20 protein-coding genes, 1 tRNA gene, 1 other RNA gene and 2 pseudogenes are annotated in these 23,796 nt (G+C 63.6%); 18 read left to right on the top strand and 6 right to left on the bottom strand.

Going from position 1 to position 23,796, the window contains the following annotated elements; genetic code table 11:
* Positions 1-58: 58 nt before the first annotated feature.
* From M3P36_RS00120 to M3P36_RS00110, 3 genes are read right to left on the bottom strand one after another with little or no spacing between them, the layout of a single operon-like run.
* Entirely contained in the window at positions 59-481 is a 423-nt protein-coding gene (locus M3P36_RS00120) for a GFA family protein (protein ID WP_249697926.1), read from the bottom strand.
* Positions 478-1,830, bottom strand: a complete 1,353-nt coding sequence (locus M3P36_RS00115; RefSeq protein WP_249697925.1) for an ankyrin repeat domain-containing protein — start codon at positions 1,828-1,830, stop codon at positions 478-480. The genes M3P36_RS00120 and M3P36_RS00115 overlap by 4 nt, the downstream gene beginning before the upstream one ends.
* Before the next feature lie 3 nt (positions 1,831-1,833).
* A complete protein-coding gene (locus tag M3P36_RS00110) occupies positions 1,834-2,151 on the bottom strand; it encodes a chorismate mutase (protein ID WP_249697924.1) in 318 nt (105 codons plus the stop codon).
* 65 nt (positions 2,152-2,216) lie between these two features.
* On the opposite strand from M3P36_RS00110, the gene M3P36_RS00105 reads away from it, so the two are divergent.
* The 10 genes from M3P36_RS00105 to M3P36_RS00060 all read left to right on the top strand — a co-directional run bounded on the left by M3P36_RS00105 (position 2,217) and on the right by M3P36_RS00060 (position 13,682).
* Positions 2,217-3,236, top strand: coding sequence for a polyprenyl synthetase family protein (locus tag M3P36_RS00105; protein WP_249697923.1), 1,020 nt, complete (start codon positions 2,217-2,219; stop codon positions 3,234-3,236).
* An 89-nt stretch (positions 3,237-3,325) separates the two neighbouring features.
* Positions 3,326-5,815 carry an ATP-dependent helicase HrpB gene (hrpB, locus tag M3P36_RS00100; RefSeq protein ID WP_502798344.1) on the top strand — a complete coding sequence of 830 codons (2,490 nt, stop codon included), beginning with the start codon at positions 3,326-3,328 and terminating at the stop codon, positions 5,813-5,815.
* 31 nt (positions 5,816-5,846) lie between these two features.
* Positions 5,847-6,125 (top strand): ETC complex I subunit, encoded by a 279-nt coding sequence (locus tag M3P36_RS00095; RefSeq protein WP_249697922.1) that lies wholly within the window; start codon positions 5,847-5,849, stop codon positions 6,123-6,125.
* Positions 6,126-6,162: 37 nt separating this feature from the next.
* An RNA gene (ffs, locus tag M3P36_RS00090) (signal recognition particle sRNA small type) lies at positions 6,163-6,257 on the top strand.
* Positions 6,258-6,326: 69 nt separating this feature from the next.
* Positions 6,327-8,129, top strand: coding sequence for a DNA polymerase III subunit gamma/tau (locus M3P36_RS00085; RefSeq protein WP_249697919.1), 1,803 nt, complete (start codon positions 6,327-6,329; stop codon positions 8,127-8,129).
* A 2-nt stretch (positions 8,130-8,131) separates the two neighbouring features.
* Complete coding sequence (locus M3P36_RS00080) at positions 8,132-8,470, top strand: YbaB/EbfC family nucleoid-associated protein (RefSeq protein ID WP_249697917.1); 339 nt, start codon at positions 8,132-8,134, stop codon at positions 8,468-8,470.
* Positions 8,471-8,507: 37 nt separating this feature from the next.
* Entirely contained in the window at positions 8,508-9,566 is a 1,059-nt protein-coding gene (locus M3P36_RS00075; RefSeq protein ID WP_249697915.1) for a CNNM domain-containing protein, read from the top strand.
* Between the two features lie 2 nt (positions 9,567-9,568).
* The gene (locus tag M3P36_RS00070) at positions 9,569-10,489 is read left to right on the top strand and encodes an energy transducer TonB family protein (RefSeq protein WP_249697912.1); all 921 of its coding nucleotides are present in this window, start codon (positions 9,569-9,571) and stop codon (positions 10,487-10,489) included.
* Between the two features lie 295 nt (positions 10,490-10,784).
* Positions 10,785-13,172 (top strand): endopeptidase La, encoded by a 2,388-nt coding sequence (gene lon / locus M3P36_RS00065; protein WP_249698988.1) that lies wholly within the window; start codon positions 10,785-10,787, stop codon positions 13,170-13,172.
* 237 nt (positions 13,173-13,409) lie between these two features.
* Positions 13,410-13,682, top strand: coding sequence for an HU family DNA-binding protein (locus tag M3P36_RS00060; protein ID WP_249697909.1), 273 nt, complete (start codon positions 13,410-13,412; stop codon positions 13,680-13,682).
* A gap of 82 nt (positions 13,683-13,764) precedes the next feature.
* On the opposite strand, the gene M3P36_RS00055 is transcribed toward M3P36_RS00060, so the two are convergent.
* Positions 13,765-14,562 carry a TrmH family RNA methyltransferase gene (locus M3P36_RS00055; protein ID WP_249697907.1) on the bottom strand — a complete coding sequence of 266 codons (798 nt, stop codon included), beginning with the start codon at positions 14,560-14,562 and terminating at the stop codon, positions 13,765-13,767.
* Between the two features lie 154 nt (positions 14,563-14,716).
* Here M3P36_RS00055 and M3P36_RS00050 point away from each other — a divergent pair.
* Both M3P36_RS00050 and M3P36_RS00045 read left to right on the top strand, forming a co-directional pair.
* Positions 14,717-14,802, top strand: a tRNA-Tyr gene (locus M3P36_RS00050).
* 196 nt (positions 14,803-14,998) lie between these two features.
* On the top strand, positions 14,999-16,210 hold the full coding sequence (locus tag M3P36_RS00045; protein ID WP_249697905.1) for a tyrosine-type recombinase/integrase: 1,212 nt from the start codon (positions 14,999-15,001) through the stop codon (positions 16,208-16,210).
* 56 nt (positions 16,211-16,266) lie between these two features.
* Here the strand turns inward: M3P36_RS00045 and M3P36_RS00040 are convergent.
* Positions 16,267-16,413, bottom strand: a pseudogene (locus tag M3P36_RS00040) (nucleotidyltransferase); the annotation flags it as partial.
* Positions 16,414-16,853: 440 nt separating this feature from the next.
* Between M3P36_RS00040 and M3P36_RS00035 the strand changes: the two are divergent.
* Positions 16,854-16,991: pseudogene (locus M3P36_RS00035) on the top strand (IS66 family transposase); the annotation flags it as partial.
* Here the strand turns inward: M3P36_RS00035 and M3P36_RS00030 are convergent.
* On the bottom strand, positions 16,951-17,505 hold the full coding sequence (locus M3P36_RS00030; protein ID WP_249699085.1) for a Clp protease/crotonase-like domain-containing protein: 555 nt from the start codon (positions 17,503-17,505) through the stop codon (positions 16,951-16,953). The pseudogene M3P36_RS00035 and the gene M3P36_RS00030 overlap by 41 nt on opposite strands.
* A gap of 215 nt (positions 17,506-17,720) precedes the next feature.
* Here M3P36_RS00030 and acsA point away from each other — a divergent pair, with 215 nt between their 5' ends.
* The 5 genes from acsA to M3P36_RS00005 all read left to right on the top strand — a co-directional run bounded on the left by acsA (position 17,721) and on the right by M3P36_RS00005 (position 23,782).
* Positions 17,721-19,442 (top strand): acetate--CoA ligase, encoded by a 1,722-nt coding sequence (acsA, locus tag M3P36_RS00025; protein WP_349630528.1) that lies wholly within the window; start codon positions 17,721-17,723, stop codon positions 19,440-19,442.
* A complete protein-coding gene (pdhA, locus tag M3P36_RS00020; protein WP_249697901.1) occupies positions 19,439-21,430 on the top strand; it encodes a pyruvate dehydrogenase (acetyl-transferring) E1 component subunit alpha in 1,992 nt (663 codons plus the stop codon). The genes acsA and pdhA overlap by 4 nt, the downstream gene beginning before the upstream one ends.
* Entirely contained in the window at positions 21,427-22,650 is a 1,224-nt protein-coding gene (locus M3P36_RS00015) for a dihydrolipoamide acetyltransferase family protein (protein WP_249697899.1), read from the top strand. Before pdhA ends, M3P36_RS00015 begins: the two co-directional genes overlap by 4 nt.
* Positions 22,647-22,895, top strand: a complete 249-nt coding sequence (locus M3P36_RS00010) for an acyl carrier protein (RefSeq protein ID WP_249697897.1) — start codon at positions 22,647-22,649, stop codon at positions 22,893-22,895. Before M3P36_RS00015 ends, M3P36_RS00010 begins: the two co-directional genes overlap by 4 nt.
* 299 nt (positions 22,896-23,194) lie before the next feature.
* Positions 23,195-23,782, top strand: a complete 588-nt coding sequence (locus M3P36_RS00005; protein ID WP_249697895.1) for a helix-turn-helix transcriptional regulator — start codon at positions 23,195-23,197, stop codon at positions 23,780-23,782.
* Positions 23,783-23,796 lie beyond the last annotated feature (14 nt).

Genomic DNA, 23,796 nt, shown 5'->3' with positions numbered 1-23,796 from the left:
GGTTACGCCCTGGCCGGGGGCGCGGGTCAATTGCCGGACCTGCGCCTCCCTGCCGTGGTTAGAGCACCCGCTGGGGCAGGCCCGGAAACTGCGGCAGGCTCTCGTCCACCTTGTCCCAGTGGACCTTGTCCTTCACGTAGATCACGTTCTGCGGGCTGACCTGGCCGGGATCGTCCAGCGATCCTGCCTGGACCATGATGTGGTCCCCCGGCGTATCACCCGACGTATAGAGCCGACCCGCGCACCGCCCGCAGAAATGCCGCGTCACACTGCCGCCGGTATCGCCCTTGTTGGTGAAAGTGGTAGGCGTGCCGTGGAGGCGCAGCTGGTCCTTGTGGATGCCGATGATCGTGGTGTGCCCGGTGCCGGTCGCCTTCTGGCAATCCTTGCAGCAGCACTGGCTGACAAACAGGGCAGGCGGCGTGATCTGGTAGCGAATATCTCCGCACAGGCATCCGCCGATGAGGTTGTCTTGGGTCATGGTGTTTCCTCTCCTGGGCAATCGGGCTGGATATAAAAGCCGCGGTCGTTCCGTCGCAGATCCATCAGTGAAGCGACGGGAAAGCAAACGCCATGCTGCGTTTCCAGCCGCCGTTTGATTTCCTCCAATGCGCCGATATCGCGTGCAGTCATTCGCTCTAGGACGCTCGAAACCCTCCAGGCCAGATCAACCGGATCATTGCCGAATTCATCCCAATGATCGAGGATTTCCTGCGAGCGACCAAAGGTGAGCCAGTGCTCCCACATATTGGCGTAATCAAGTGAAGCACCTGCTGCTCGAAGCATGTCCCATGTTTCGCGATGCCCGTCCTGCTTCTGAAAATCGGCGGCCCGGAGCGGAACGTTGGGGAAAGAGTCACCAAGAACATTCGGATTTGCTCCTGCGTCGAGCAGGCGGCCTAGGAATTTGGGCCAGTTGCTATCGGCTGCAACAAAGACCGGTGGGCTGCCAAACTGACCTTTCTCGTCCGTGTTGAAACCCGCGTCCAGCAGCGCGGCGAAAGCCTCAGCGTCGTCGCATTCCATCGCCCAATCGAGCAGCGATATTCCGTCGATCCCGCGCTGTTCGAGCGGTGCACCGGCGAAGTCTGGAGCAGTCAAGGGTGTCGCGCGCTCGACACAGATGCGTGCGGACCACGGAAGCAGCCCGGTGTCGGCAAACAGTTCTGCGCCGGTCTTGCCGCTCCAGCGGAAGGCGGTTGCGGCAGCGAGCAGGTCTGCTGGCGGCGTTCCTTCCGCCCGCGCAATGCCCATGTCATCGAGCAGGCTGTCGCAGCGCCGCGCGATGCTTGCGGGAAAAAGATAACCCAAATCAGCTATTGCAGTTGTGTCCTGCTCCATCTGCTCGACCAGCCAGGGATCTGGCGCATAACTCAGCAGGCCCATCACCTGACTGTGTTCGCGCGTACTTTGCTCCAGCTCGGATGCCGAAAGCCTGCTGTTGATGACGGTCAGCAAGGGGGTCAGCCGTTCGCTGTAACGCCAAGCCTCGCCCACGCGGTTTTCGCGCAAGGCCGGGTCTGCTGCCTCGGCAGCCTGGCTCATCAAAATCCCGGAAACAAACCCGCAAAACCTGATGCGGGCCGGAATGTCCATGTCCATGGTCATCAGGCCGAACATGCCCTGATCGCGCATCACCTGCTCGCGATCTGCTTCGCGGCGCGCGGATTCGGTTTTTTCGTCCGGGGTCCAAGGTTGGGGCGGGACAACCCTGATTGTAGGGGCAGATCCTGCGGGACGAACCGAGGGCGGCGCTACCCTGTCCTGCGCAGATGCTGGTGCGGTACAAAGCGACAGGGCCGATAGCGCAATGGCAGCGATGCGCAGCAATCCCTACTTTCCCTGCGCCCGCTTGTGGTGGCGGATCACCTCGTCGATCACGAAGCGGATGAATTTCTCGCTGAATTCGGGGTCGAGCTCGGCCTCCACCGCCAATGCCCGCAGGCGTTCGATCTGGCGGGCTTCGCGGCCCGGATCGCTGGCGGGCATGCCGGTGACGGCCTTGTGCTCGCCCACGGCCTGGGTGATGCGGAAGCGTTCGGCCAGCATGTGGACCAGGGCTGCGTCGATGTTGTCGATGCTCTTGCGGTAGCCTGCCAGCACCGGATCGGGCGCGGCGGGAGTGGCTTGGAAAGCGGATTGCTGGGTCATCCATCCTTGCTAGCAGCAATTGCGAACTTGCCAAGACGGGTCCACTTGCCCATGGGAAACCTCGCATGAGCGCCGATGTCATTCCCTTGAAGCGCGGGCCCGCGCCTGCCCCCAGCCTGGCTCCGATCCTGTCGCTGACAGCTACGGCCATGAATTCGGTCAACCAGGTGATCCTGGACCGGATGCAGAGCGAGATTCCGCTGATCCCAGCCCTGGCGGGCCACCTCATCAGCGGCGGCGGCAAGCGCATGAGGCCGATGCTGACGCTCGCGGGAGCAGAGGTGTTGGGCTATAACGGCACGCGCCACCACAAGCTGGCGGCCGCCGTCGAATTCATCCACACCGCCACCCTGCTGCATGACGACGTGGTCGATGGCAGCGAAACGCGGCGCGGCAAGCAGACCGCCAATATCGTGTTCGGCAATCCCGCCACCGTGCTGGTCGGCGATTTCCTGTTCAGCCGCGCCTTCGAACTGATGGTCGAGGACGGCAGCCTCAAGGTGCTGAAAATCCTGTCGGGCGCCAGCGCGATTATCGCCCAGGGCGAGGTGGACCAGCTGGTCAGCCAGCGCCGGATCGAGACGAGCGAGGAGCGCTACCTCCACATCATCGGCGACAAGACCGCCGCCCTGTTCGCCGCCGCCAGCCGCATTGCCGCCGTGGTGGCCGAGCGGGGCGAGGAGGAGGAGCGCGCGCTCGACGATTATGGCCGCAACCTCGGCATTGCCTTCCAGCTGGTGGACGATGCGCTCGATTACGATTCCAGCGCCGCCGAAATGGGCAAGGACCGGGGCGACGATTTCCGCGAAGGCAAGATGACCCTGCCGGTGATCCTGGCCTATGCCCGCGGTTCGGAAGAGGAACGCCGCTTCTGGCGCGATGCCGTGGCAGGTTTTACCAATTCGGACGAGGACCTCGCCCACGCGGTGGAGCTGATCGGGCGCCACAACGCGGTGGAAGACACCCGCGAGCGCGCCCGCCACTTCGCCCGGCGCGCCTGCGATGCCCTGTCGATCTTCCCCGATAGCAAGGCACGCTCCGCCATGATCGAAGCTGCCCAATTTGCGGTTTCTCGCGGGTATTGATCCAGAACCAATGCCGTTCGCATCGAGCGAAGTCGAGATGCGCGCACAGTTTCTCGACTTCGCTCGACACGAACGGGTAGTGGGTGCTGGTGACCGATAGCCTCCCCATCCACGCTGTCCTGCCCGATCTGCTGGCCGCACTGTCCACGCGCAATTCTGCCGTGCTGATCGCGCCGCCGGGGGCGGGCAAGACTACGGCCGTGGCGCCTGCGCTGATCGGGGAAAGGTGGTGCAGCGGTCAGGTCATCCTCCTCAGCCCGCGCCGGGTTGCCGCCCGCGCTGCCGCCGAACGCATGGCGCAGATGTTGGGCGAGGAGGTTGGGCAAACCGTGGGCTACAACACCCGGCTCGACAGCAAGAGCAGCAAGGCCACCCGCATCCTTGTGGTGACCGAGGCAATATTCGTTGCCCGCATCCTGGCCGACCAGGAGCTGGCAGGCATTTCCGCCGTGCTGTTCGACGAGGCGCACGAACGCCACCTCGACAGCGACCTTGGTCTTGCGCTGGCGCTGGAAACCCAGGCCGTGCTGCGTGAAGACCTGCGCGTGTTGGTGATGAGCGCCACGATCGATGGCGCGCGCTTTGCCCGCTTGCTGGGTGACGATTCTGAGTATGGGGGCGCCCCGGTGATCGCAAGCGAGGGCAAGGCGCACCCGCTGCGCATCGAATGGCTCGGTTCCAGCCCGGAAAAGCGGCTGGAGGACAGCATGACCAGCGCGATCCTCACCGCCTGGCGGGCAGAGGAGGGCGATGTGCTGGCCTTCCTCCCCGGCATGGGTGAGATTAGCCGGGTGCAGGAACGGCTGGCCGAACGCCTGCCTGCTGCCTTGGTCCTGCCGCTGCACGGCCAGGTCCAGCCGCAAGACCAGCGCGCTGCCATCCGCCGCGATGCTGAAGGACGGCGACGGATCGTGCTCGCCACGTCCATCGCCGAAACCTCGATCACGCTGGATGGGGTGAGCGTGGTGGTGGACGCCGGGTTATCGCGCCGGGCGCAGTTCGATGTGGCGGCAGGCGTCACCCACCTCGTCACCACCCGCGCCAGCCAGGCGAGCGCGGCGCAGCGGGCAGGGCGCGCGGCGCGGCAGGGGCCGGGCGTGGCCTATCGCCTGTGGGAACAGGCCGCCCACGCCGGGCGCGAGGCGTTCGATCCGCCGGAAATGCTCACCAGCGACCTTGCCCCGCTGATGCTGGCGCTCGCCCAGTGGGGGGTGGACGATGCCGCCAGCCTGCCGTGGCTCGATGCGCCTCCCGCGCCTGCGCTGAATGCCGCGCGCGAGCGGTTGCAGGCACTGGGAGCGCTCGACGCAGAGGGGCGGATAACCGAAACCGGTCAGCGGATCGCGGCCCTGCCGATGGACCCGTGGCAAGCGGCCATGCTGCTGTTCGGGGCGCAGCACGGCGCAGCACGGCTGGCGGCGCGGCTGGCGCTGCTGTTGCAGGAACGCGGGCTGGGCGGGCGCGGGGAAGACCTGCTCGCCCGGTTGCAGCGGTGGGACGGCGACCGTTCGGGCCGGGCCGAGGCATCGCGCAAGCTGGCCGATGGCTGGGCGAGGCGGGCCAATGACGAGAGCCACGTTCGGGTCGAGCGAAGTCGAGACCCCGCTGCGGCATCTCGACTTCGCTCGATGCGAACGGAGGTCGAATCTGTACCCCCCGCCGTGCTCCTCGCCCATGCCCTGCCCGACAATCTCGCCCGCCGCCGTGATGCTTCGGGCGAGAACTGGCTGTCGGCGGGAGGGCGCGGCTACACCCTCGATCCCGCCAGTCCGCTGGCTCGCGCCGAGTGGCTCGCCATCGGTGACGCACAGGGCAGGGCAGGCGGGGCGCGGATAACGGCTGCGCTCGCGCTGGATACGGCGGAAGTGGAACAATGGCTCGGCCACCGGATCGAACGGCGGCACACGGCGCGCTGGACCGGCGAGCGGGTGGAGGCGCGGCTGGAGCGGCGGCTGGGGGCGATCACGCTCGCCAGCGGACCCGATCCGCAGCCGGACGAGGCAGCGATCACCGCGCTGCTTGTGGAAAAGTTTGTGGACAAGCTGGGGGAACTGCTCCCCCGCAGCCTGATCGCCCGCGCCCGCTTTGCCGGGATCACCGCGCTCGATCCGGCGCTGCTGGCGGAAGGAGCGGGCGAGTGGCTGGCGCCGCTGCTCCACCGCCGCCGCGATCTCGATGTGCTGCCCGGCGCATTGGCCGAGGCCTTGCTAAATCGCCTTTCGTGGGACGAACGCCAGCAAATGGACGCCCGCGCGCCGCGTCATTTCGCCAGCCCTGCCGGAACCAGCCACGCGATCGACTATGCCGCCGACGATGGACCCAGCGTAGAGGTGCGCGTGCAGGCCGTGTTCGGCCTCGAACGCCACCCGACGATCGGTGACACGCCGCTGCTTCTTAAGCTGACCGATCCCGGCGGCAAGCCCATGCAGTCCACCCGCGACCTGCCGGGTTTCTGGCGCGGATCGTGGGCCGATGTGCGCAAGGACGGCAAGAGCCGCTACCCCAGACACCGCTGGCCGGATGAGCCGTGGGCTGAAAAGCCCAGTCTCAAGACGAAGAACGCGTTTGATCGCACTTGATTCCCGCGCGGAAACGACCAAAGGACAAGCCATGCAGGCACGAATCTACCAACGCCCGAAGAACGCGATGCAGAGCGGCAAGGCACTGGGCGACCAGTGGGTGCTCGATTTTGCTCCGGCCGAGGCGAAGAAGCCCGATCCGCTGATGGGCTGGGCCGGCAGCGGCGATACGCAGGCGCAGGTCCAGCTCAAGTTTGCCAGCCTTGAAGATGCGCAGGCCTATGCCGCGAAATATGGCATCGACGCGGTGGTCCACACCGTGCCGCCGCGCCGGTTGAAGCTGCAGGCCTACGCTGACAATTTCCGTTGAGACTTGCCAAGGTTGGCAGCTCTACCTAAATGCCCAGCCGGGAGTCGGGTGGACGTTCGCGTCTGCTTACCTGGTCAGGTCCGGAAGGAAGCAGCCAAGGTAGATTGCAGCGGGTCGCCCGGCTCCTATTTATCCCCACCCGCACCGTGACCCCACATCAGCACCATGACATTGGCTGCGTGAACGCCTAACTGTTGGCACATGGGCGATTCACCGGATGACGAGACCCCGCCGTGGGGCACTGATGGCGCGGAGGAGGAGCAAGACTCTCCCACCGCAGCGGAGCTTGAGGCGGCCGGGCAGAATTCGATGTTCGGCGATGTGGCTGCGCCCGTCGCGCCGCCGCCACCGCCCGCACCTGCACCAGCCACCAACCAGCCCTATCGCGTGCTGGCCCGCAAATATCGCCCGCAGACCTTTGCCGAACTGCTGGGGCAGGAGCCGATGGTTCGCACGCTCGCCAATGCCATTGCGCGCGACCGGCTGGCCCATGCGTTCCTGATGACCGGCGTGCGCGGGGTGGGTAAGACCTCCACCGCGCGGCTGATCGCCAAGGCGCTCAATTGCATCGGCCCCGACGGGCAGGGCGGCCCGACGATCGATCCATGCGGGGTGTGCGAGCCATGCCGCGCCATCGCCGAAGGCCGCCATATCGACGTGATCGAGATGGACGCGGCCAGCCATACCGGCGTGGACGACGTGCGCGAGATCATCGAGGCAGTGCGCTATTCCGCCGTCAGTGCGCGCTACAAGATCTACATCATCGACGAAGTTCACATGCTGTCGCGCAATGCTTTCAATGCCTTGCTCAAGACTCTTGAGGAACCGCCGCCCCATGTGAAGTTCCTGTTTGCCACCACAGAGGTGGACAAGCTGCCGGTCACGGTCCTTTCGCGCTGCCAGCGCTTCGACCTCAGGCGCATCGGGGCCCCACTGCTGCACGAACACTTCGCCGCGATCTGCGTGAAGGAAGGCGTGGAGGCCGAAAGCGAGGCCCTGGCGATGATCGCTTCTGCCGCCGAAGGCTCGGCGCGCGACGGGCTGTCGATCCTCGACCAGGCGATTGCCCATGCCGATATGGATGGCGGTAGCAGTGCCTCTGTCACCGCCGAAATGGTCCGCGACATGCTGGGCCTGGCGGACAAGGGCGCGCAGCGGCGGCTGTTCGCCTGCCTGCTGGAAGCCGATCCCAGGGGCTTGCTGGCCGCCGTGGCCGACCAGTATTCGCGCGGGGTGGATCCGCTCGCCCTGCTGCGCTCGCTGATGGAACTGACCCACCGCGTGGCCGTGGCGCAACTGGCCGACAACCTGGCCGATGGCGTGTCGGAGGAGGAGAAGCAGGCGCTGTCCACTTGGGCCGGGCGATTGTCTGCCGGGCAGGTCCACCGGCTGTGGCAACTGCTGCTCAAGGGACATGACGAGGTGCGCACCGCGCCCGATCCGCTGGTGGCCGCCGAAATGGCCCTCCTGCGCGTGCTCCATGCTGCCGAACTGCCTGATCCCGGCACGCTGGAGAAGCTGCTGAAGGATGCGGCGGAACGCGGGCTTTCTGCCGCTCCTGCTGCCGCGGCAGGGTCCACGCCTGCCGCAGCACCTTCAGGCCCCACCGATGTCGCGCTGGAATGGTCGATCCTGTGCGACAGGGTGGAGCAGGAAGGGCTGCTGCGCGTGGGCCAGATCATGCGCGACTGGGTGCAGGTGATCGAGCTTGCGCCGGGCCGCCTGAGCTACACGACGCCCGCCGAATTCGAAGAGGATGTGCTGGCAGAACTGCGCGATGCCCTGCTGCGCGCCACGGGCGAGCGGTGGGACGTTTCGCGGGGGCAGGGCGAGGCCCAGCCGTCCTTACGCCAGCGCGAGGAAACCGCGCGCGCCGCCGAGGCGTTGCGTATCCGTAACCACCCGCTGGTGCAAAGCGCACTTGCCATGTTCCCCGGCGCCCAGCTGGTGGAGGAGGCCGACGTGTCCCGCGCCAACGATTACCGCAACCGGAAAGCGAGATAGCCATGCAGTCGATGGAAGAAATGATGAAGGCCGCCCAGGCCGCTGCCGAAAACATCCAGAAGCAGATGAACGAAGCCCAGGTGAAGCTGGATTCGGTCGAGGTCGAAGGCTCGTCCGGCGGCGGGCTGGTCAGGATCCGCGCTACGGCCAAGGGCCGCATCCTGGGCGTGGCGATCGACGACAGTCTGGTTTCCCTGGAAGAAAAGCAGATCCTGGAAGACCTCGTCGCCGCTGCCTTCAACGATGCGCGCGACAAGGCCGACCGCGCGGCCAATGCCGAGATGCAGCAGATGCAGGCGGGCCTCGGCCTGCCGCCGGGCTTCAAGTTGCCGGGGATGTGATGATTATTCTTTCCTTTGAAGGATCGGTCGACCAGCCATGACGCTGCTGTTTATCTATGTCGGCCTCGCGCTCGGCGTGTCGTTCCTCTGCTCGCTGCTGGAGGCTTCTTTGCTCACCCTGTCGCCCTCGGCGATCCAGGCGGCCAAGTCGCGTGGCGCCCGCTGGGCAGACCGGATGGCCGCGCTCAAGCAGCATGTGGACCGGCCGCTGGCCGCGATCCTGACGCTCAACACCGTGGCCCACACCATGGGCGCGGCAGGCGCGGGCGCGGAATATGCGCGGCTGTTCGGCAATTCCACCCAAGCGATCTTTGCCGCTGTCCTTACCGTGGCCGTGCTGGTGATGACGGAGATCATCCCCAAGACCATCGGCGCGCGCTATGCCGTGCCGCTCGCGCCGTTCGTGTGCCGGGTCCTGCCGGTTATGATTACGGCGCTGGCACCGCTGGTGTGGTTCTCGCAGCAGGTGACCAAGGTCATCACGCTGGGCAAGGCGGCCCACGCCCCGCAGCACCGCGAGGAACTGCTGGCCGTGGCGCACCTGGGCCATGCCTCGGGCCAGATCCACGAACGCGAATCGCAAATCCTGCACAACCTGTTCGGGCTCGACGAGGTCCACACGTCGGACATCATGACGCCGCGCACGGTGATGTTTACCCTGCCGGCCGCCATGCCGCTGACGCAGTTCCTCGCCGCCGTGGCCGACCGGCCCTTCACCCGTATTCCTGTTTACGGGAGCGACAGCGATTCCATTGTCGGCTTCGTCATCAAGAGCGAGGTGCTGACTCGGCTGGTGGAGCAGGGGCCCGAGACCACCCAGACGCTGGCCGACGTCGCCCGCCCGCTTTCGACCGTGCCGGACCTCCTGTCGCTCGACCGGGCCTTCCAGCGCTTCATCAAGGACCGCCACCAGATCATGCTGGTGGTCGATGAATACGGCACGATCGCAGGCCTGATCACGCTGGAAGACGTGGTGGAAACGATCTTCGGGATCGAGATTCTCGACGAGGTCGATACGATCAGCGACATGCAGGCCTATGCCCGCCAGCTGTGGCAGGAACGGGCACGGCGAGCGGGGACAGTGCAGGGGGAGTGACGATGGGGCGCCGGGAGCTTGTTTCGTCTATAGCGGTGCTAGCTCTCGCCAGCGGCATTGTTCCCACCGGCTTTGTTCATGGCCCGGTGCAGGCGAGGGATGCTGCTCTCGACCTGGCTCCATCCAGTGCCTGGGTGCTCGATTATGCCGCGGACAGTTGTGCGCTGCGCCGGGAATTTGGCGGACCAGACACGCCTGTGGTGATCGAATTGCGGCAATATGCGCCGGATCGGATCGATTTCCAGGTGCTGGCTGTCAGCAGTAATTTCCGCCTGAAAAGCCGATCGACTGCGCGAAATCTGGCGGTGCGCTATCTTCCTGATGTTGACTCCTCCCCCACGGGAATTGCCTTCAACATGCAGCCATCCAACGGGATGAACGGCATAACCTTCACCAGCACGCTGTTCCCTGCACAATGGGAATCCCCTTCGACCGACCGCCTTACAGCAGCCGATCGTATCGCCCGCGAAAGCGAAGTGGTGGCAATCGAACTGGTCAACGCATTTCGCGATGATGTGGTGCTGACGACAGGGTCGTTGCGTGCTCCAATGGAAGCGATGCGTGGCTGCCTTGACGAATTGTTGACTCATTGGGGCATTGATGTCGAAGCGCACAGGCAACTGGCGTCACCAGTTGCACCGCTGCAAATGGAGGATTGGGCGCGAGCGGTTTATGATGTCTATCCTGCGCGGATGGTTCGGAGCGGCTCGCAGGCAATCCTGCGAATACGGATGAACGTGTCTGATGAAGGCATGCCAACAAGCTGTTCCATGCAGACCCGAATGGGGGAAGAGGAATTTGAGCGGACGGCTTGCGAAATTCTCATGCGGAGAGCCCGGTTCTCGCCGGCAATTGCCGCCGATGGAACGCCGATCGCCAGCTATTACATCCTCTCGGTGGTCTACAGTATGTCTCATGGGTAGCCACTGAACCCTTTCCTACGCTCTATGGCGTGGACTAGTTGGCATTGCATGAAGCTACCATCGCGATCCAAGTTGTTCTTTCTCCCGCCCCCCTGTCACTTTGTCCCCTTTGCCGCAAACCCGCAGAAAACCGCCATTCCGCGCACAAAATAGAAAGTGACGCCCTGTCACTTGTGTCACCTTCACCTGCCGTTCCACACCCTTGCGACAGCCCGAAGTTGCACGCCCGCGCCGCCGTCCCCATATTCCGCCCATGACCATTGCAGAAACGCCCATGACCCCGCCCGAAAATCCCATGACCGCCCTCCCGCTGCTGCCCCTGCGCGACATTGTCGTGTTTCCCGGCATGGTGGTGCCGTTGTTCGTCGGCCGCGACATGTCGGTCGCCGCGCTCGAAGCCGCGATGGAGGGCGACAAGGATATCTTCCTGCTCGCCCAGATCGACCCCGCGTGCGACGAACCGGGCAAGGACGACCTCTATGACATCGGCGTGGTGGCCCAGGTGCTGCAGATGCTCAAGCTGCCCGATGGCACCGTGCGTGTGCTGGTCGAAGGCACGGCGCGGGCCGAGCTGGTGGAACTGCGCAATAGCGAGAACATGGTGCTGGCCCAGACCCGGCTGGTGGACGAGCCGACAAGCGACAGCAGCGAGGCAACCGCGCTGGTGCGGTCCGCGCTCGACCAGTTCGGTGAATATGCCCGCCACAACAAGAAGCTGCCCGACGATATCGAGGTCGATCTGGCGCAGATCGAGGATCCGGGCAAACTGGCCGATGCCATCGCCGGCAACCTGGTGGCCAAGGTCGCCACCAAGCAGCAGTTGCTGGCCGAGCGCGACCCGTTGAAGCGGCTGGAACTGGTCTATGCCGCGATGGAAGGCGAGCTGGGCGTGTTGCAAGTGGAGCGCAAGATCCGCGGCCGCGTGAAGCGCCAGATGGAAAAGACCCAGCGCGAATATTACCTCAACGAACAGTTGAAGGCGATCCAGAACGAGCTGGGCGGCAGCGAGGACGGCGAGGGCGACGAAATCGCCGAGCTGCAGAAGAAGATCCTCGGCCTCAAGATGTCGAAGGAAGCCAAGACCAAGGCCGATGCCGAGATCAAGAAGCTGCGCGGCATGCAGCCGATGAGCGCCGAGGCCACCGTGGTGCGCAACTATCTTGATGTGCTGCTGGGCCTGCCGTGGGGCAAGAAGAGCAAGCTGAAGAAGGACATCGCCAAGGCGCAGGAAGTGCTCGACGCCGATCACTATGCGCTCGACAAGGTCAAGGACCGGATCGTGGAATACCTCGCGGTCCAGGCGCGCACCAACAAGCTCAAGGGTCCGATCCTGTGCCTCGTTGGCCCGCCGGGCGTGGGCAAGACCAGCCTCGGCAAGTCGATTGCGCGGGCCACGGGCCGCGAATTCATCCGCCAGTCGCTGGGCGGCGTGCGCGACGAGGCCGAAATCCGCGGTCACCGCCGGACCTACATCGGCTCGATGCCGGGCAAGATCGTCGCCAACCTGAAGAAGGCCGGCACCAGCAATCCCCTGTTCCTGCTCGACGAGATCGACAAGCTGGGGCAGGATTTCCGCGGCGATCCGGCTTCGGCGCTGCTCGAAGTGCTCGATCCGGAACAGAATTCCAAGTTCCAGGACCATTACCTCGAACTCGATATCGACCTGTCGGACATCATGTTCGTGTGCACGGCCAACAGTTTGAACCTGCCCCAGCCGCTGCTCGACCGGATGGAGATCATTCGGCTCGAAGGCTATACCGAGGACGAGAAGGTCGAGATCGCCACGCGACACCTCATTGCCAAGGTGGTGGACGAGCACGGGCTGAAGCCGGGCGAATTTACTCTCACCGAAGAGGGCCTGCGCGACCTGATCCGCTATTACACGCGGGAAGCAGGCGTCCGCACGCTGGAGCGCGAGATCGCCAGGCTGGCGCGCAAAAGCTTGCGCAAGATCCTCGAAAAGCAGGTTGAGAGCGTCACTATAACGCCCGATAACCTGGCCGAATTTGCCGGCGTGCAGAAGTTCCGTCACGGCATGTCGGAACTGGAAGCCCAGGTCGGCATGGTGACGGGGCTTGCCTGGACTTCGGTCGGTGGCGAGCTGCTCACCATCGAAAGCGTGACCACTCCCGGCAAGGGCGAGGTCAAGACCACCGGCAAGCTGGGCGAGGTGATGAACGAGAGCGTGGCGGCCGCCTTCAGCTTCGTGAAGGCGCGCAGCCCCGCCTATGGCATCAAGCCGTCGATCTTCCAGCGCAAGAATGTCCACATCCACCTGCCCGAAGGCGCCGTGCCCAAGGACGGGCCGAGTGCGGGCGTGGGCATGGTCACCTCGATCGTTTCGACCCTGACCGGTGTTCCGGTGCGTCCCGATGTGGCGATGACCGGCGAGGTCACCCTGCGCGGGCGCGTACTGGCGATCGGCGGGTTGAAGGAAAAGCTGCTTGCGGCCCTGCGCGGCGGGATCACCAAGGTGCTGATTCCGGAAGAGAACGTGAAGGACCTGGCCGAGATTCCGGATAACGTGAAGCAGGGGCTGGAAATCGTGCCGGTGAGCCATGTGGACCAGGTGCTGGAACACGCGCTGGTCTCGCCCATCGTACCCATCGAATGGACCGAGGCTGATGACCTTGCCAGCCAGCCGCTCCCCGCCGTTTCTGTGAGTGGTACGACCGCGCACTGAGTCGCCGGGGGCGGAGCATCGGGGGGGCGCGTCCCGCGTCGATTCGGCAAGTGGCCGATGGTTCCTGTTCCCTTGCGGAGCGATTCCGCCGGATCGACCGCGAAAATCGCCCAAATGCCTGGCCTTCCGGGGCTAGCCCCTAGACATGGCTGGCAAAACTCGCTCAATTCGTCCGCCATCGCCGAGATTGCTCAAACAATCCGAACGACAACACGAGTGAGGGGGGTTTTCCGTACCATGAACAAGAACGAATTGATCGGGGCAGTCGCTGAATCGAGCGGCCTTTCACGCAGCGATGCGACCAAGGCCGTTGAAAGCGTTTTCGAAGCAATTACCGGCACGCTTTCAAGGGGCGATGAAGTGCGCCTCGTCGGCTTCGGCACGTTCTCGGTGTCCAAGCGCAAGGCGTCGATCGGCCGCAACCCGCGCACGCGTGAACCGATGAAGATTCCCGCATCCAGCCAGCCCAAGTTCAAGGCAGGCAAGGGTCTCAAAGACGCCGTCAACTGATCCCGTTGCTTGACCGCGCAGCGCGGCGGGTCGCAATCGAAGGGCCGCTCCCGCACCGGGATGCGGCCCTCCGCTGTTTTGATCAGCGGTGCCGCATGGCTGTCGCGTAAAGGGCAATCGCCGCAGCATTCGACACGTTGAGGCTCTCCATCGCGCTGCTGATCGGCAGGCGCGCCAAGGTGTCGCAATGGGCAGCAATGTTCTGCCGCATGCCTTCGCCCTCAGCCCCAAGCACGATCGCGACGGGACCCGAGGGGAGGGCGCTCGCAAAGTCCTCCTCCGCTTCGCCCGCGAGGCCGATGCGCCAATATCCGGCCTCTGCCATCTCCTCGAGGGCGCGGGCGAGGTTCACCACCCGCACCCATGGAATGATCTCCAGCGCGCCCGATGCGGACTTGGCCAGCACGCCGCCTTCGGGCGGGGCATGGCGGTCTTGCGTCACGATGGCGGCGGCATCAAAAGCGGCGGCCGAGCGCAGGACCGCGCCCACGTTATGCGGATCGGTTACCTGGTCGAGCACAACGATCGGGCGCGTGCTGTCGCCATCGAGAACGTCAACCAGGTGCAGGTCCTCCAGCGGCTCGCACTCGAGCACCAGCCCCTGGTGCGGCGCGTCGCGGGCGACCAGCCGGGCAAGGTCCTCGGGCCCGGCATATTCGACCGGGAAGGCGGGCGGCAGCTCGCCGGAAAGCGATTCGACCCCCTCGGTCGTGGCCCAAAGCTTGCGGTGTACCCGCGCCGGGTTCAACAGCGCGGCTTCGACCGCATGGCGGCCCCAAAGGCGCACGGCGCCTGCACTGGCCCGGCCGGAGCCGCGTCCGCCCTGGTTACGCCCGGCCCTTCCGCGCAGGTTCTTCTTCTCGCCACGTTTGTTCATCATCAATCCTTCATTGCGGCGACGCTCCTGCCAGCGTGACCATTGACAGGCAAGCGCGGCTTCGCCATTGGGGCGCCTCTCGGCTGGACCGGACCTTTTCGAAGGTCCATTCCCGAGCGGGTCAATCTTCCTGATTGGGCTGCTTTCCGGCACCGGTGGACAGGTGGCCGAGTGGTTAATGGCAGCAGACTGTAAATCTGCCCGCGAGAGCGTACGCTGGTTCGAATCCAGCCCTGTCCACCAATGCCCCTTCTCATACTACCCCACAGAACCCCTAGAAATCCCAGAAATCCGGGGTATTCTCCCCCTCATCGTCCGCTTGTGACCGCTGCCATTTGCCTGCAGCCGGAGCCAAGTGTGGGGGTAGTGTGGGGGTAAATCGGCTTACCTCCACACTCTGACCTAGGGAATCGGCGCCGAAAAGTGTGGGGGTAAAGCGATGGGCAAACTCTCGGCAGTCGCGGTCAAGGCCGCCTTGGCGAATCCGGGCACATATCAGGACGGCGACGGACTGTTCCTGAAAGTGGATAAACGTGGCGGCGCTTACTGGAACTTGCGACTCCAGCGCGATGGCAAACGGCAGGATTTGGGGCTGGGTAGTGCAAAGCTGGTGACGCTGGCCGAAGCGCGCGAGAAGGCAGGACAGCTGCGCAAAGCCATAAAAGTGGAAAAGCGCGATGTGTTGGTGGAGCGCAGGGACGAGGCCGCTGCGAAAGTCACGTTTTCCGAAGCGGCTCGCCAGTATCACTCCGAGAATGAAGCAGGCTGGAAAAGCGACGTCTACACGCGCCAATGGCTGGCCAGTCTGGTGAACTATGCATTCCCCAAACTGGGGACCATGCCAACCGGGAGCATTACCGCTGCCGACATCATCTCGGTTCTGACTCCGATCTGGCAGGAAATTCCTGAAACCGCTCGGCAGGTGCGCAATCGGATTTGTGCTGTGCTGGACTATGCCCATGCCAAGGGATGGCGCTCGACCGAAGCCCCATCGGGCAATAGCAGCCTGAAAGCGGGACGGGGGTTGCCCCGGCAAGTCAAACAGCGGGCAAACCGCAAGGCCATGCCCTATGTCGCCTTGCCCGGTTTCATGACTGCCTTGCGGCGCAAGCCGTCCTTTGGCCGACTGGCTCTGGAACTGCTCATCCTGACAGGAACGCGGTCTCAGGAGGTCCGGCTGGCGACATGGGCCCAATTTGACCTGGAGGAGCGTCTGTGGAGCGTTCCTGCCGATCACATGAAGCGGAGCAAGGCGCACATCGTTCCGCTCTCTGACGCCGCACTGGCGGTGCTGGCGAAGGCCGATGCGTTGCGACTCGAGGAAACTGATGTTGTCTTCCCCGGGGCGTCAGGCAAGCCCATTTCCGACATGACATTGCTCAAGGTCCTGAGAGACATGCGCGAGCCTTTCCACGTCCACGGCTTCCGTTCCTCCTTCACCGACTGGGCAGCGAATGAAGGCTTCCCCGATGCCGTTGTCGAGGCGGCCCTGGCGCACAAAACGCCCGACGCAGTGCAGGCTGCCTACCGCCGCACAACATATCTTGGAACGCCGGGTATGCCGGGCGCACGGGTAAAGCTGATGGAAGCGTGGGCAAGCTATTGCATTGGATCTGCGGATTCGCAGAAGTTGACCGATTCGGACAGCTAGTGCTCCGCACGAAGCTGAACCCCAAAGCGCTTCGGGGATTCGCACGAAGTTCTGTCTCAGGAACTACTCCCGGCTTCCGAGGAAAGCCTGGCCAGACGCTCGGAACACACCTCGTGAACCACGCGGCCGAGTTCCTCGACCTGCTCGCCGAGCCAGTCGAGCTCCTCTTTCGTGATCCGATAGTGCTTCGAGTAGCGCGCCTTGTCTCGACATCACCCGACGCGATCAGTTCGTAGAACTTTGAGCGCCCCAGGCCGACCATTCGGGCAGCTTCTGAGACCCGCAAAGCGATCGGGATGTGGTGTTCAGGCGGAGGGCACCGATCAAGGGGCAGGGCGAGCTGCTTGGCATCAGTTCCCATCTTGCCAGAGCCCCTCACGCTTCACCCGCCTGGACCCCGATTGGATCAATCTCGAGGGCATTTTTGATGCTCATTTTTCCATGTTCCTACTCTTTCGGAACCTGGTCCGCCCTGCGAACACGGCCGGACAGGAACGGGTTGCAGCTCCCAGCTGACCTGGTTCAGACAGGTTCGCACAGAAAGCCGGACTGGTATCGGGACTGGCGTGAAGGTCTCGTGACCTGGGTCTGCACTCAGCCCCCGCCCTTGCCCTCCGGTGCCGCCACGGGATCAATGAGGCTCAAGATGTTGCGCGGCCATGATCTGCCCAAGGCCTGCTTCGGCTAGCTGAATCGCTGCGACGCGTTCACGCGGGGCCTCGATAATGGCAGGATCTGCCTCAGCAACAACGCCGTCGAGCGCGCGTTGCGCTGCATTCCGGAAAGCACTCGCAGAAGAACGTCCAGAGGCACTCTCGGCGACCTTCGGTGCCAGCATCCTGGTCAGCACCTGGTACAGAATCGGGACCGGGCGCCCCCAGTTGGACGGGTGTGGTCGCGCCGACATTGGTCCCCGGCGCCATCGCCGCCACATGACTGGCTGTCAGGATCAAAGCACCGGCGCTGGCCGCCCGGCCTCCGCTGGGGCTGACATAGGTGACGACCGGCTTTGGGGAGTTGACGATCGCCCGGATGATCTCGCGCATGGATGTGTCGAGTCCGCCTGGCGTGTCCATGCGGATGACCATGAACTGGCTGCCATCCTGCCCGGCCGCTGCGATCCCCTTTACGATGTAGTCGGCCGTGGCCGGGCCGATGGCCCCATCTATCGTGAGTACGGGAACCTGATGATCGGCCGGCTGACCGTCAGCGTGGGCAAAGGGCTGCCAAAGTCCAACCAGCAGGCAAAGGACGAACAGCCATCGCAATGGTGCAACGCGGTCTGACCTGTCCATGGGAACATCCTTCCCTGTAATCGCTCAAAATCAAACGAACCTCATCTGCCGGAATTCACATCCGCTATATCCCCAGCTTGATGCGATGAGAATGAACCGGTGTGCTATATTGAACGGAGGCGAGGTGCTTTGACTCCGCGCAATCCATGGCTGTCCGTCCTTCGTTACTATGAATTGGTGGCGGGTGCTATTGATCATCACTCGGGGAGCGGACGATGGCTTATGAAATCATTGCCAAGGTAGCGCAGCCCGAGGGTCTATTGCCGATGGCAGCGGGCTGGGATGCGGCGCGGGCGCGGTTGGACGGGCTGCCGGGCGGCGGGCTCAATGTCGCGCATGAAGCGGTGGACCGGCATGTTGGTGCGGGGCACGGCGCGCAAACGGCGATGATCTGGCTGGGGCGCGAGGGTGCCCGGCGGGAACTGACCTATGCCGATCTGGCGGCGGACGCCGCCCGCTTTGCGAACGTGTTGCGCTCATGTGGTATCGGTCCGGGCGAGCGGCTGTTCCTCTTGGCCGGGCGGGTGCCGGAGCTTTACGCGGCCGTGCTGGGAGCGCTGAAGGCAGGGGTTGTGGTCAGCCCTCTTTTTCCCGCCTTCGGTCCAGAACCCGTGCGTGCGAGGATGGAAATCGGCGAAGCTTCGGTGCTGGTTACAACCGAAGCCCATTACCGACGGAAGGTGGCAGACTGGCGGGCCGATATGCCGCAGTTGAAACTGGTGCTGATTATCGGCGAGACGGCTCCTGAGGACTGCATTGCGCTCGGACCGGCAATGGCTGCAGCACCCGCCACCTTTGAAACCCATCCGACCCAGGCCGAGGACATGGCGCTTTTGCACTTCACCTCGGGCACCACCGGTCTGCCGAAAGGGGTTGTCCATGTGCATGAGGCGGTTGTCGCCCACGCCGAGACAGGTCGGCTGGCGCTGAACCTGCGGCCGGGTGACATCTACTGGTGTACCGCTGATCCTGGGTGGGTGACAGGAATGAGCTACGGCATCATCTCTCCCCTCTGCAACCGCGTGACGATGGTGGTGGACGAGGAAGAGTTCGACCTCGACCGCTGGTACACGATCTTGGAACGCGAGCGCGTCCAGGTCTGGTACACCGCCCCTACAGCGATCCGGATGATGATGAGGGCAGGAGATGGCGCGGCCAAAGGGCGTGACTTTTCGGCGCTGCGGTTCCTTGCCTCGGTTGGTGAGCCATTGAACGCCGAGTGCGTGATCTGGGGCCAACAGGTATTCGGCCTGCCGTTTCACGACAACTGGTGGCAGTCGGAAACGGGCGGCATCATGATCGGCAACACAGCCGAGATGGACATCAAGCCCGGAGCGATGGGCAAGCCCCTGCCGGGGATCGAAGCCGGCATCGTGGTCCGTGAGGGTGACCGCGTGGTTGAGCAACCCGACGGCACAATCGGCGAACTGGCCCTGCGCCCTGGCTGGCCATCAATGATGCGGGCCTATCTTGGCCAACCGGAGCGCTATGCGAAGTGCTTTGCGGGTGGCTGGTATCTGACCGGTGATCTGGCGATGCGTGACAGCGACGGGTACTACTGGTTCGTCGGCCGCGCGGATGACCTGATCAAGTCTTCGGGCCACCTGATCGGTCCTTTCGAGGTGGAAAGCGCGCTGATCGAACACACTGCGGTGGCAGAAGCCGCAGTGATCGGCATCCCGGATGAAACTGCGGGGGAGGTCGTCAAGGCGTTCGTCACCCTGAAAGCTGGTTTCCCTGCAGACGAGGCGATGGAGCGCGAGTTGCGCGGACATGCCAGAAAACGTCTCGGCCCTGCGGTCGCACCGCGCGAAATCGTGTTCCGCGACAGTCTCCCGCGCACCCGCTCGGGCAAGATCATGCGTCGGCTACTGCGCGCCCGCGAACTTGGATTACCCGTGGGTGATCTCTCCACTCTTGAGGGTGATCCGAAATGACCAAGGTCAAGCTGACCCACGATCATGCCCGCGACCTGTTGCGCGGCATGATCCGCATCCGCCGGTTCGAGGAAAAGTGCTACGAACTTTATACGCAGGAAAAGATCCGCGGCTTCCTGCATCTCTATGATGGCGAAGAAGCTGTGGCCGTGGGCATCGCAGCCGCGCTGGAACCGCGCGACCGGGTGGTTTCCACCTATCGCGAACATGGGCATGCCCTGGCGCGCGGCATTAGCATGGCATCCGCTCTGGCCGAGATGTACGGCAAAGCCACTGGCTGCGCGGGTGGGCGGGGCGGGTCGATGCACCTTTTCGACGCCGAGACCAACCTTTACGGCGGCAATGCCATCGTCGGCGGGGGGCTGCCATTGGCCGTGGGTCTGGGCCTTGGCGATCATATGCAGGGCGAGGACCGGGTAACTGCCTGTTTTTTCGGCGATGGCGCGCTGGCCGAGGGCGAGTTCCACGAGGCGATGAATCTTGCGGCGCTCTGGAGGCTGCCGGTTCTCTTCGTCCTGGAGAACAATCTCTACGCCATGGGTACCGCAGTAGCCCGGGTCCAGGCGAACTCTGATTTCGTGCCCCGCGCCGCCAGTTACGGGATGCCAGCAGAAAGCGTGGATGGCAACGATGTGGTGTCGGTCGAGGCGGCAGCGCGGCGGCTGGTCGAGGCGATCCGCGCGGGCGGTGGCCCGCAGTTTCTGGAATGTCGCACCTATCGCACCCGGCCTCATTCGATGTTCGATGCCGAGAAATACCGCGACAAGGCCGAGATGGCGGAATGGCGCAAGCGCTCCCCCATCACCCGCTTCCAGTCCTGGCTTCTGGAAAACAATCTCCTGCATCAGGACGAAGTCGATGCCATCGAGGTCGAAGTCGAGGCTCAGCTGAAGGAGGCGGTCGCCGCCTGCGAGCAGGCCCCTTGGGAGCCGGTCGAGGATCTGACGCGTCATGTTGTCGCCGAAACCCGTCCAGCTCTTCCCGCACCCGCTGCCCCCACGTCGCCGGTCGAAAGTACCTATCGCGATTGCTGCCGCGCAGCTCTCATCGAGGCGCTGTTGCGTGATGACCGCGTGTTCATGATGGGCGAGGACATCGGAGCCTATGGCGGTTGCTATGCCGTGTCGATGGGGCTCCTGGCCGAATTCGGTCCGGACCGTATCCGCGACACCCCGCTGTCGGAATCCGGCTTCACCGGGGCGGGGATTGGCGCTGCTCTGGTGGGCATGCGCCCGATCGTAGAGATCATGACAGTCAACTTTTCGCTTCTGGCGCTGGACCAGATATTGAACACTGCAGCAACCATCCGGCACATGTCTGGCGGGCAGTTCGGCGTGCCTCTGGTCATCCGCATGGCCACCGGTGCTGGACGCCAGCTTGCGGCGCAACATTCTCATTCGCTGGATGCCTTCTTTGCCCACATCCCCGGTCTGCGCGTTGTGGCTCCGGCCACACTGGAAGATGCGCGCGGGATGGTCGCGACTGCTCTCCAAGAGCCGGACCCGGTGATCATCCTTGAACACGTGATGCTGTACAACATGACCGGCAAGATCCCATCCAATGCGGGTGCGGTGGACATCGACCGCGCCGTGATCCGCCGCCCGGGTCGCCATGTTACGCTGATTGCGTGGTCCTATTCGCTGTGGAAGGCTCTTGAAGCCGCCGAAACCCTGGCCAAGGAAGGCATCGAGGCCGAGGTCATCGATCTGCGATCCTTGCGCCCGCTCGATGAGGAAACGATCATGGCCTCGGTTCGCCGCACAGGCCGGGCAATCGTCGTCGACGAAGGCTGGCGCACCGGATCGCTCTCCGCCGAAATCGCCGCCCGGCTTCAGGAGGCCTGCTTCTTCTATCTCGACGCACCGGTTGGCCGCGTCTGTTCGGCTGAAGTGCCAATACCATACCCCAAGCATCTAGAGACCGCCGCCCTGCCGCAGGCGGCCGACATTGTGGCAGCAGTAAAGGCCGTGCCAGGGATTGCGACATGAGCACCTTCACCATGCCCTCACTGGGGGCCGATATGGAAGCAGGTACGCTGGTCGAGTGGCTGGTAAAGCCGGGCGACAAGGTGACACGGGGTGACACCGTTGCCGTGGTCGAAACCCAGAAGGGTGCCATCGAGATCGAGATTTTCGAGTCCGGAGTGATCGGCGAGCTTCTGGCCGAGCCGGGGCAGACGCTGCTCGTCGGTGCACCTTTGGCGCGGCTCGGCGATCAGGAGATCAACGTGCCAGCAGCCGCAGCGGAACCAGAGCCGCAGCCAGAACCGCAGCCAGAACCGGAGGACCCGCGAAGGGTGCAAGCGTCCGCAGTACCCGCAGCGGTGCCGACAAAACCGATGCCTGCAGCCACAACCGGCACGGTGCTCGCATCGCCGGCAGCGCGCGCCCGCGCTGCAGAGCTTGGGCTCGCGCTGGACGGTGTGGTTGGTTCGGGGCCGGGCGGTGCAGTCCTACTGGCGGATGTGGAGCGCCCGGAGCAGGCTCGCCAGGCAGTCACGTTTGAGCCAGCCACAGATCGCCCCAGGGGAAAGCCGGGACTGGACTTGTCCGAGATGCGTCGCGCCATTGCCACAGCAATGAGCCGGTCCAAGCGCGATATCCCGCACTATTATCTCAGTCACGAAATCGACCTGCAATCCGCTCAAGACTGGCTTACAGATACCAATGCGGTTCGAACTCCTGATCAGCGACTGTTGATGGGGGCGATGCTGATCCGCGCTACGGTCAAGGCCTTGGCCAAGGTGCCGGAACTGAACGGGCGGTTCGAGACTGACTCCTTTGCCCCCTCAGGACCGGTGCACTGCGGCCTTGCGATCGCGATGCGTGGCGGCGGGCTGATCGCGCCTGCCATGCTCGATGCCCAGGAAAAGGGACTCGACGCGATCATGGAGGCGATGCGCGACATGGTCGCTCGCACCCGCACCGGACTGCTGCGCAACAGCGAGATCACCCAAGGGACCATCACCATTTCCTCTCTGGGCGAGAGTGGCGTGGATGCACTTTTCGGCGTAATCTACCCTCCACAGGTTGCGCTGGTGGGCTTCGGCGCTCCGCGCCCGAGGTCCATGGTCCACGATGGAGCTGTCCAGCCGCGCATTGCTGTTACCGCGACACTCGCCGCCGATCACCGGGTGAGCGACGGCCGACGCGGCGCGCTATTCCTGGCCGAGATTGACCGCCTCCTGCAGGAGCCTGAAGCCCTATGACCCCATCCGATCCTCGTGCCGTCTTCATTGAAGAGCTTATCGCTGTCGCCCCCGATCTTGAGGCCGCGACGATAGACGACAACGACCATTTGCAGAATGAACTTGGTCTCGACTCGATGGACTTTCTGCGGCTTGTCAGTGCGTTGCATAAGCGGTTCGACTTGCCGATCCCAGAATCCGATTATCCGCGCCTCGCTTCACCGGCAAAGGCTGTGACCTATCTGGTAGAAAAGTTGGCAACCTGATTGATCCTGAAGAATGGTGTTCCGATGATAGGCGCGCTGATCTGTGACGCTGTCCCCCCGGATCGTAAACTGCCCACAACTTTGTTGCGTTTAGCAAGAACAAGCATCGTTTCCTGCAGGCTAGGGATATTGCGGATTTTGCCGCATCGCTTTTTTTCCGAAATGCATTGCGAAATCAATGCAACAAGCCAAACGAGCAGGGCGAAGGCGAGCCCCTCTCGCATTGGCTATGTTCTATTCAACAAGAGAAGCAACGCTCTTGGAGAATGTAGTGCCTTCCATTTCAGGGGGAAGTTGCCATGGATGCTGCCGAACACGTTCTGTTCGCGCGAGACCAGATCGACATCAATGCCGTATTCGATAGCCTCGCCCGGATTGATGGCAAACCAAGGCTTATCGTAAACCGGAGAGGGGCAATAAGTGCCGCGTCGTCCGGCGCAGGTGAAATCGTTGCGCTGCACCCATCCCTGGCGATCGAAAGGAACTGTTTATGCCCCTGCGATCCTCTCGCGGAAATGGCTCTAGAAGAGTTGTTGAATGTGCCTTGCGTAGCTACGCGCACTGCGGTGCTGGGCGAACCGGGAAGTGAGCATCATTTGCTCCTTCGCGCATCATCAATCGGTGAATTTGGCGTCTGCCTTATCCTTGTCACCGCTGCGTCGTGCGAAATGCGGAATGTGCCGGAAATACGGGTCATATTCGGGCTGACTGACAGCGAAGCGCAGATCGTGCGAGACATGTTTTTCGGTTACCCGCCGCAAGTCATCGCGGAAAGGCGCGACTGTTCGATTCATACCGTGAGGGCGCACATTAGACAGTGCTACCAGAAACTACGGGTCCACACCCGGGAGCAGCTCGTGGCAAAGTTGTTGATTTACTACGTGTAAAAGATCTCATCAGA

The sequence above is a fragment of the Altererythrobacter sp. KTW20L genome (genome assembly GCF_023501975.1).
In the GTDB taxonomy this organism is placed as follows: domain Bacteria; phylum Pseudomonadota; class Alphaproteobacteria; order Sphingomonadales; family Sphingomonadaceae; genus Alteraurantiacibacter.
The sequence above is the reverse complement of the archived record's forward strand: the minus strand, read 5'-3'. Positions and strand labels throughout refer to the sequence as shown.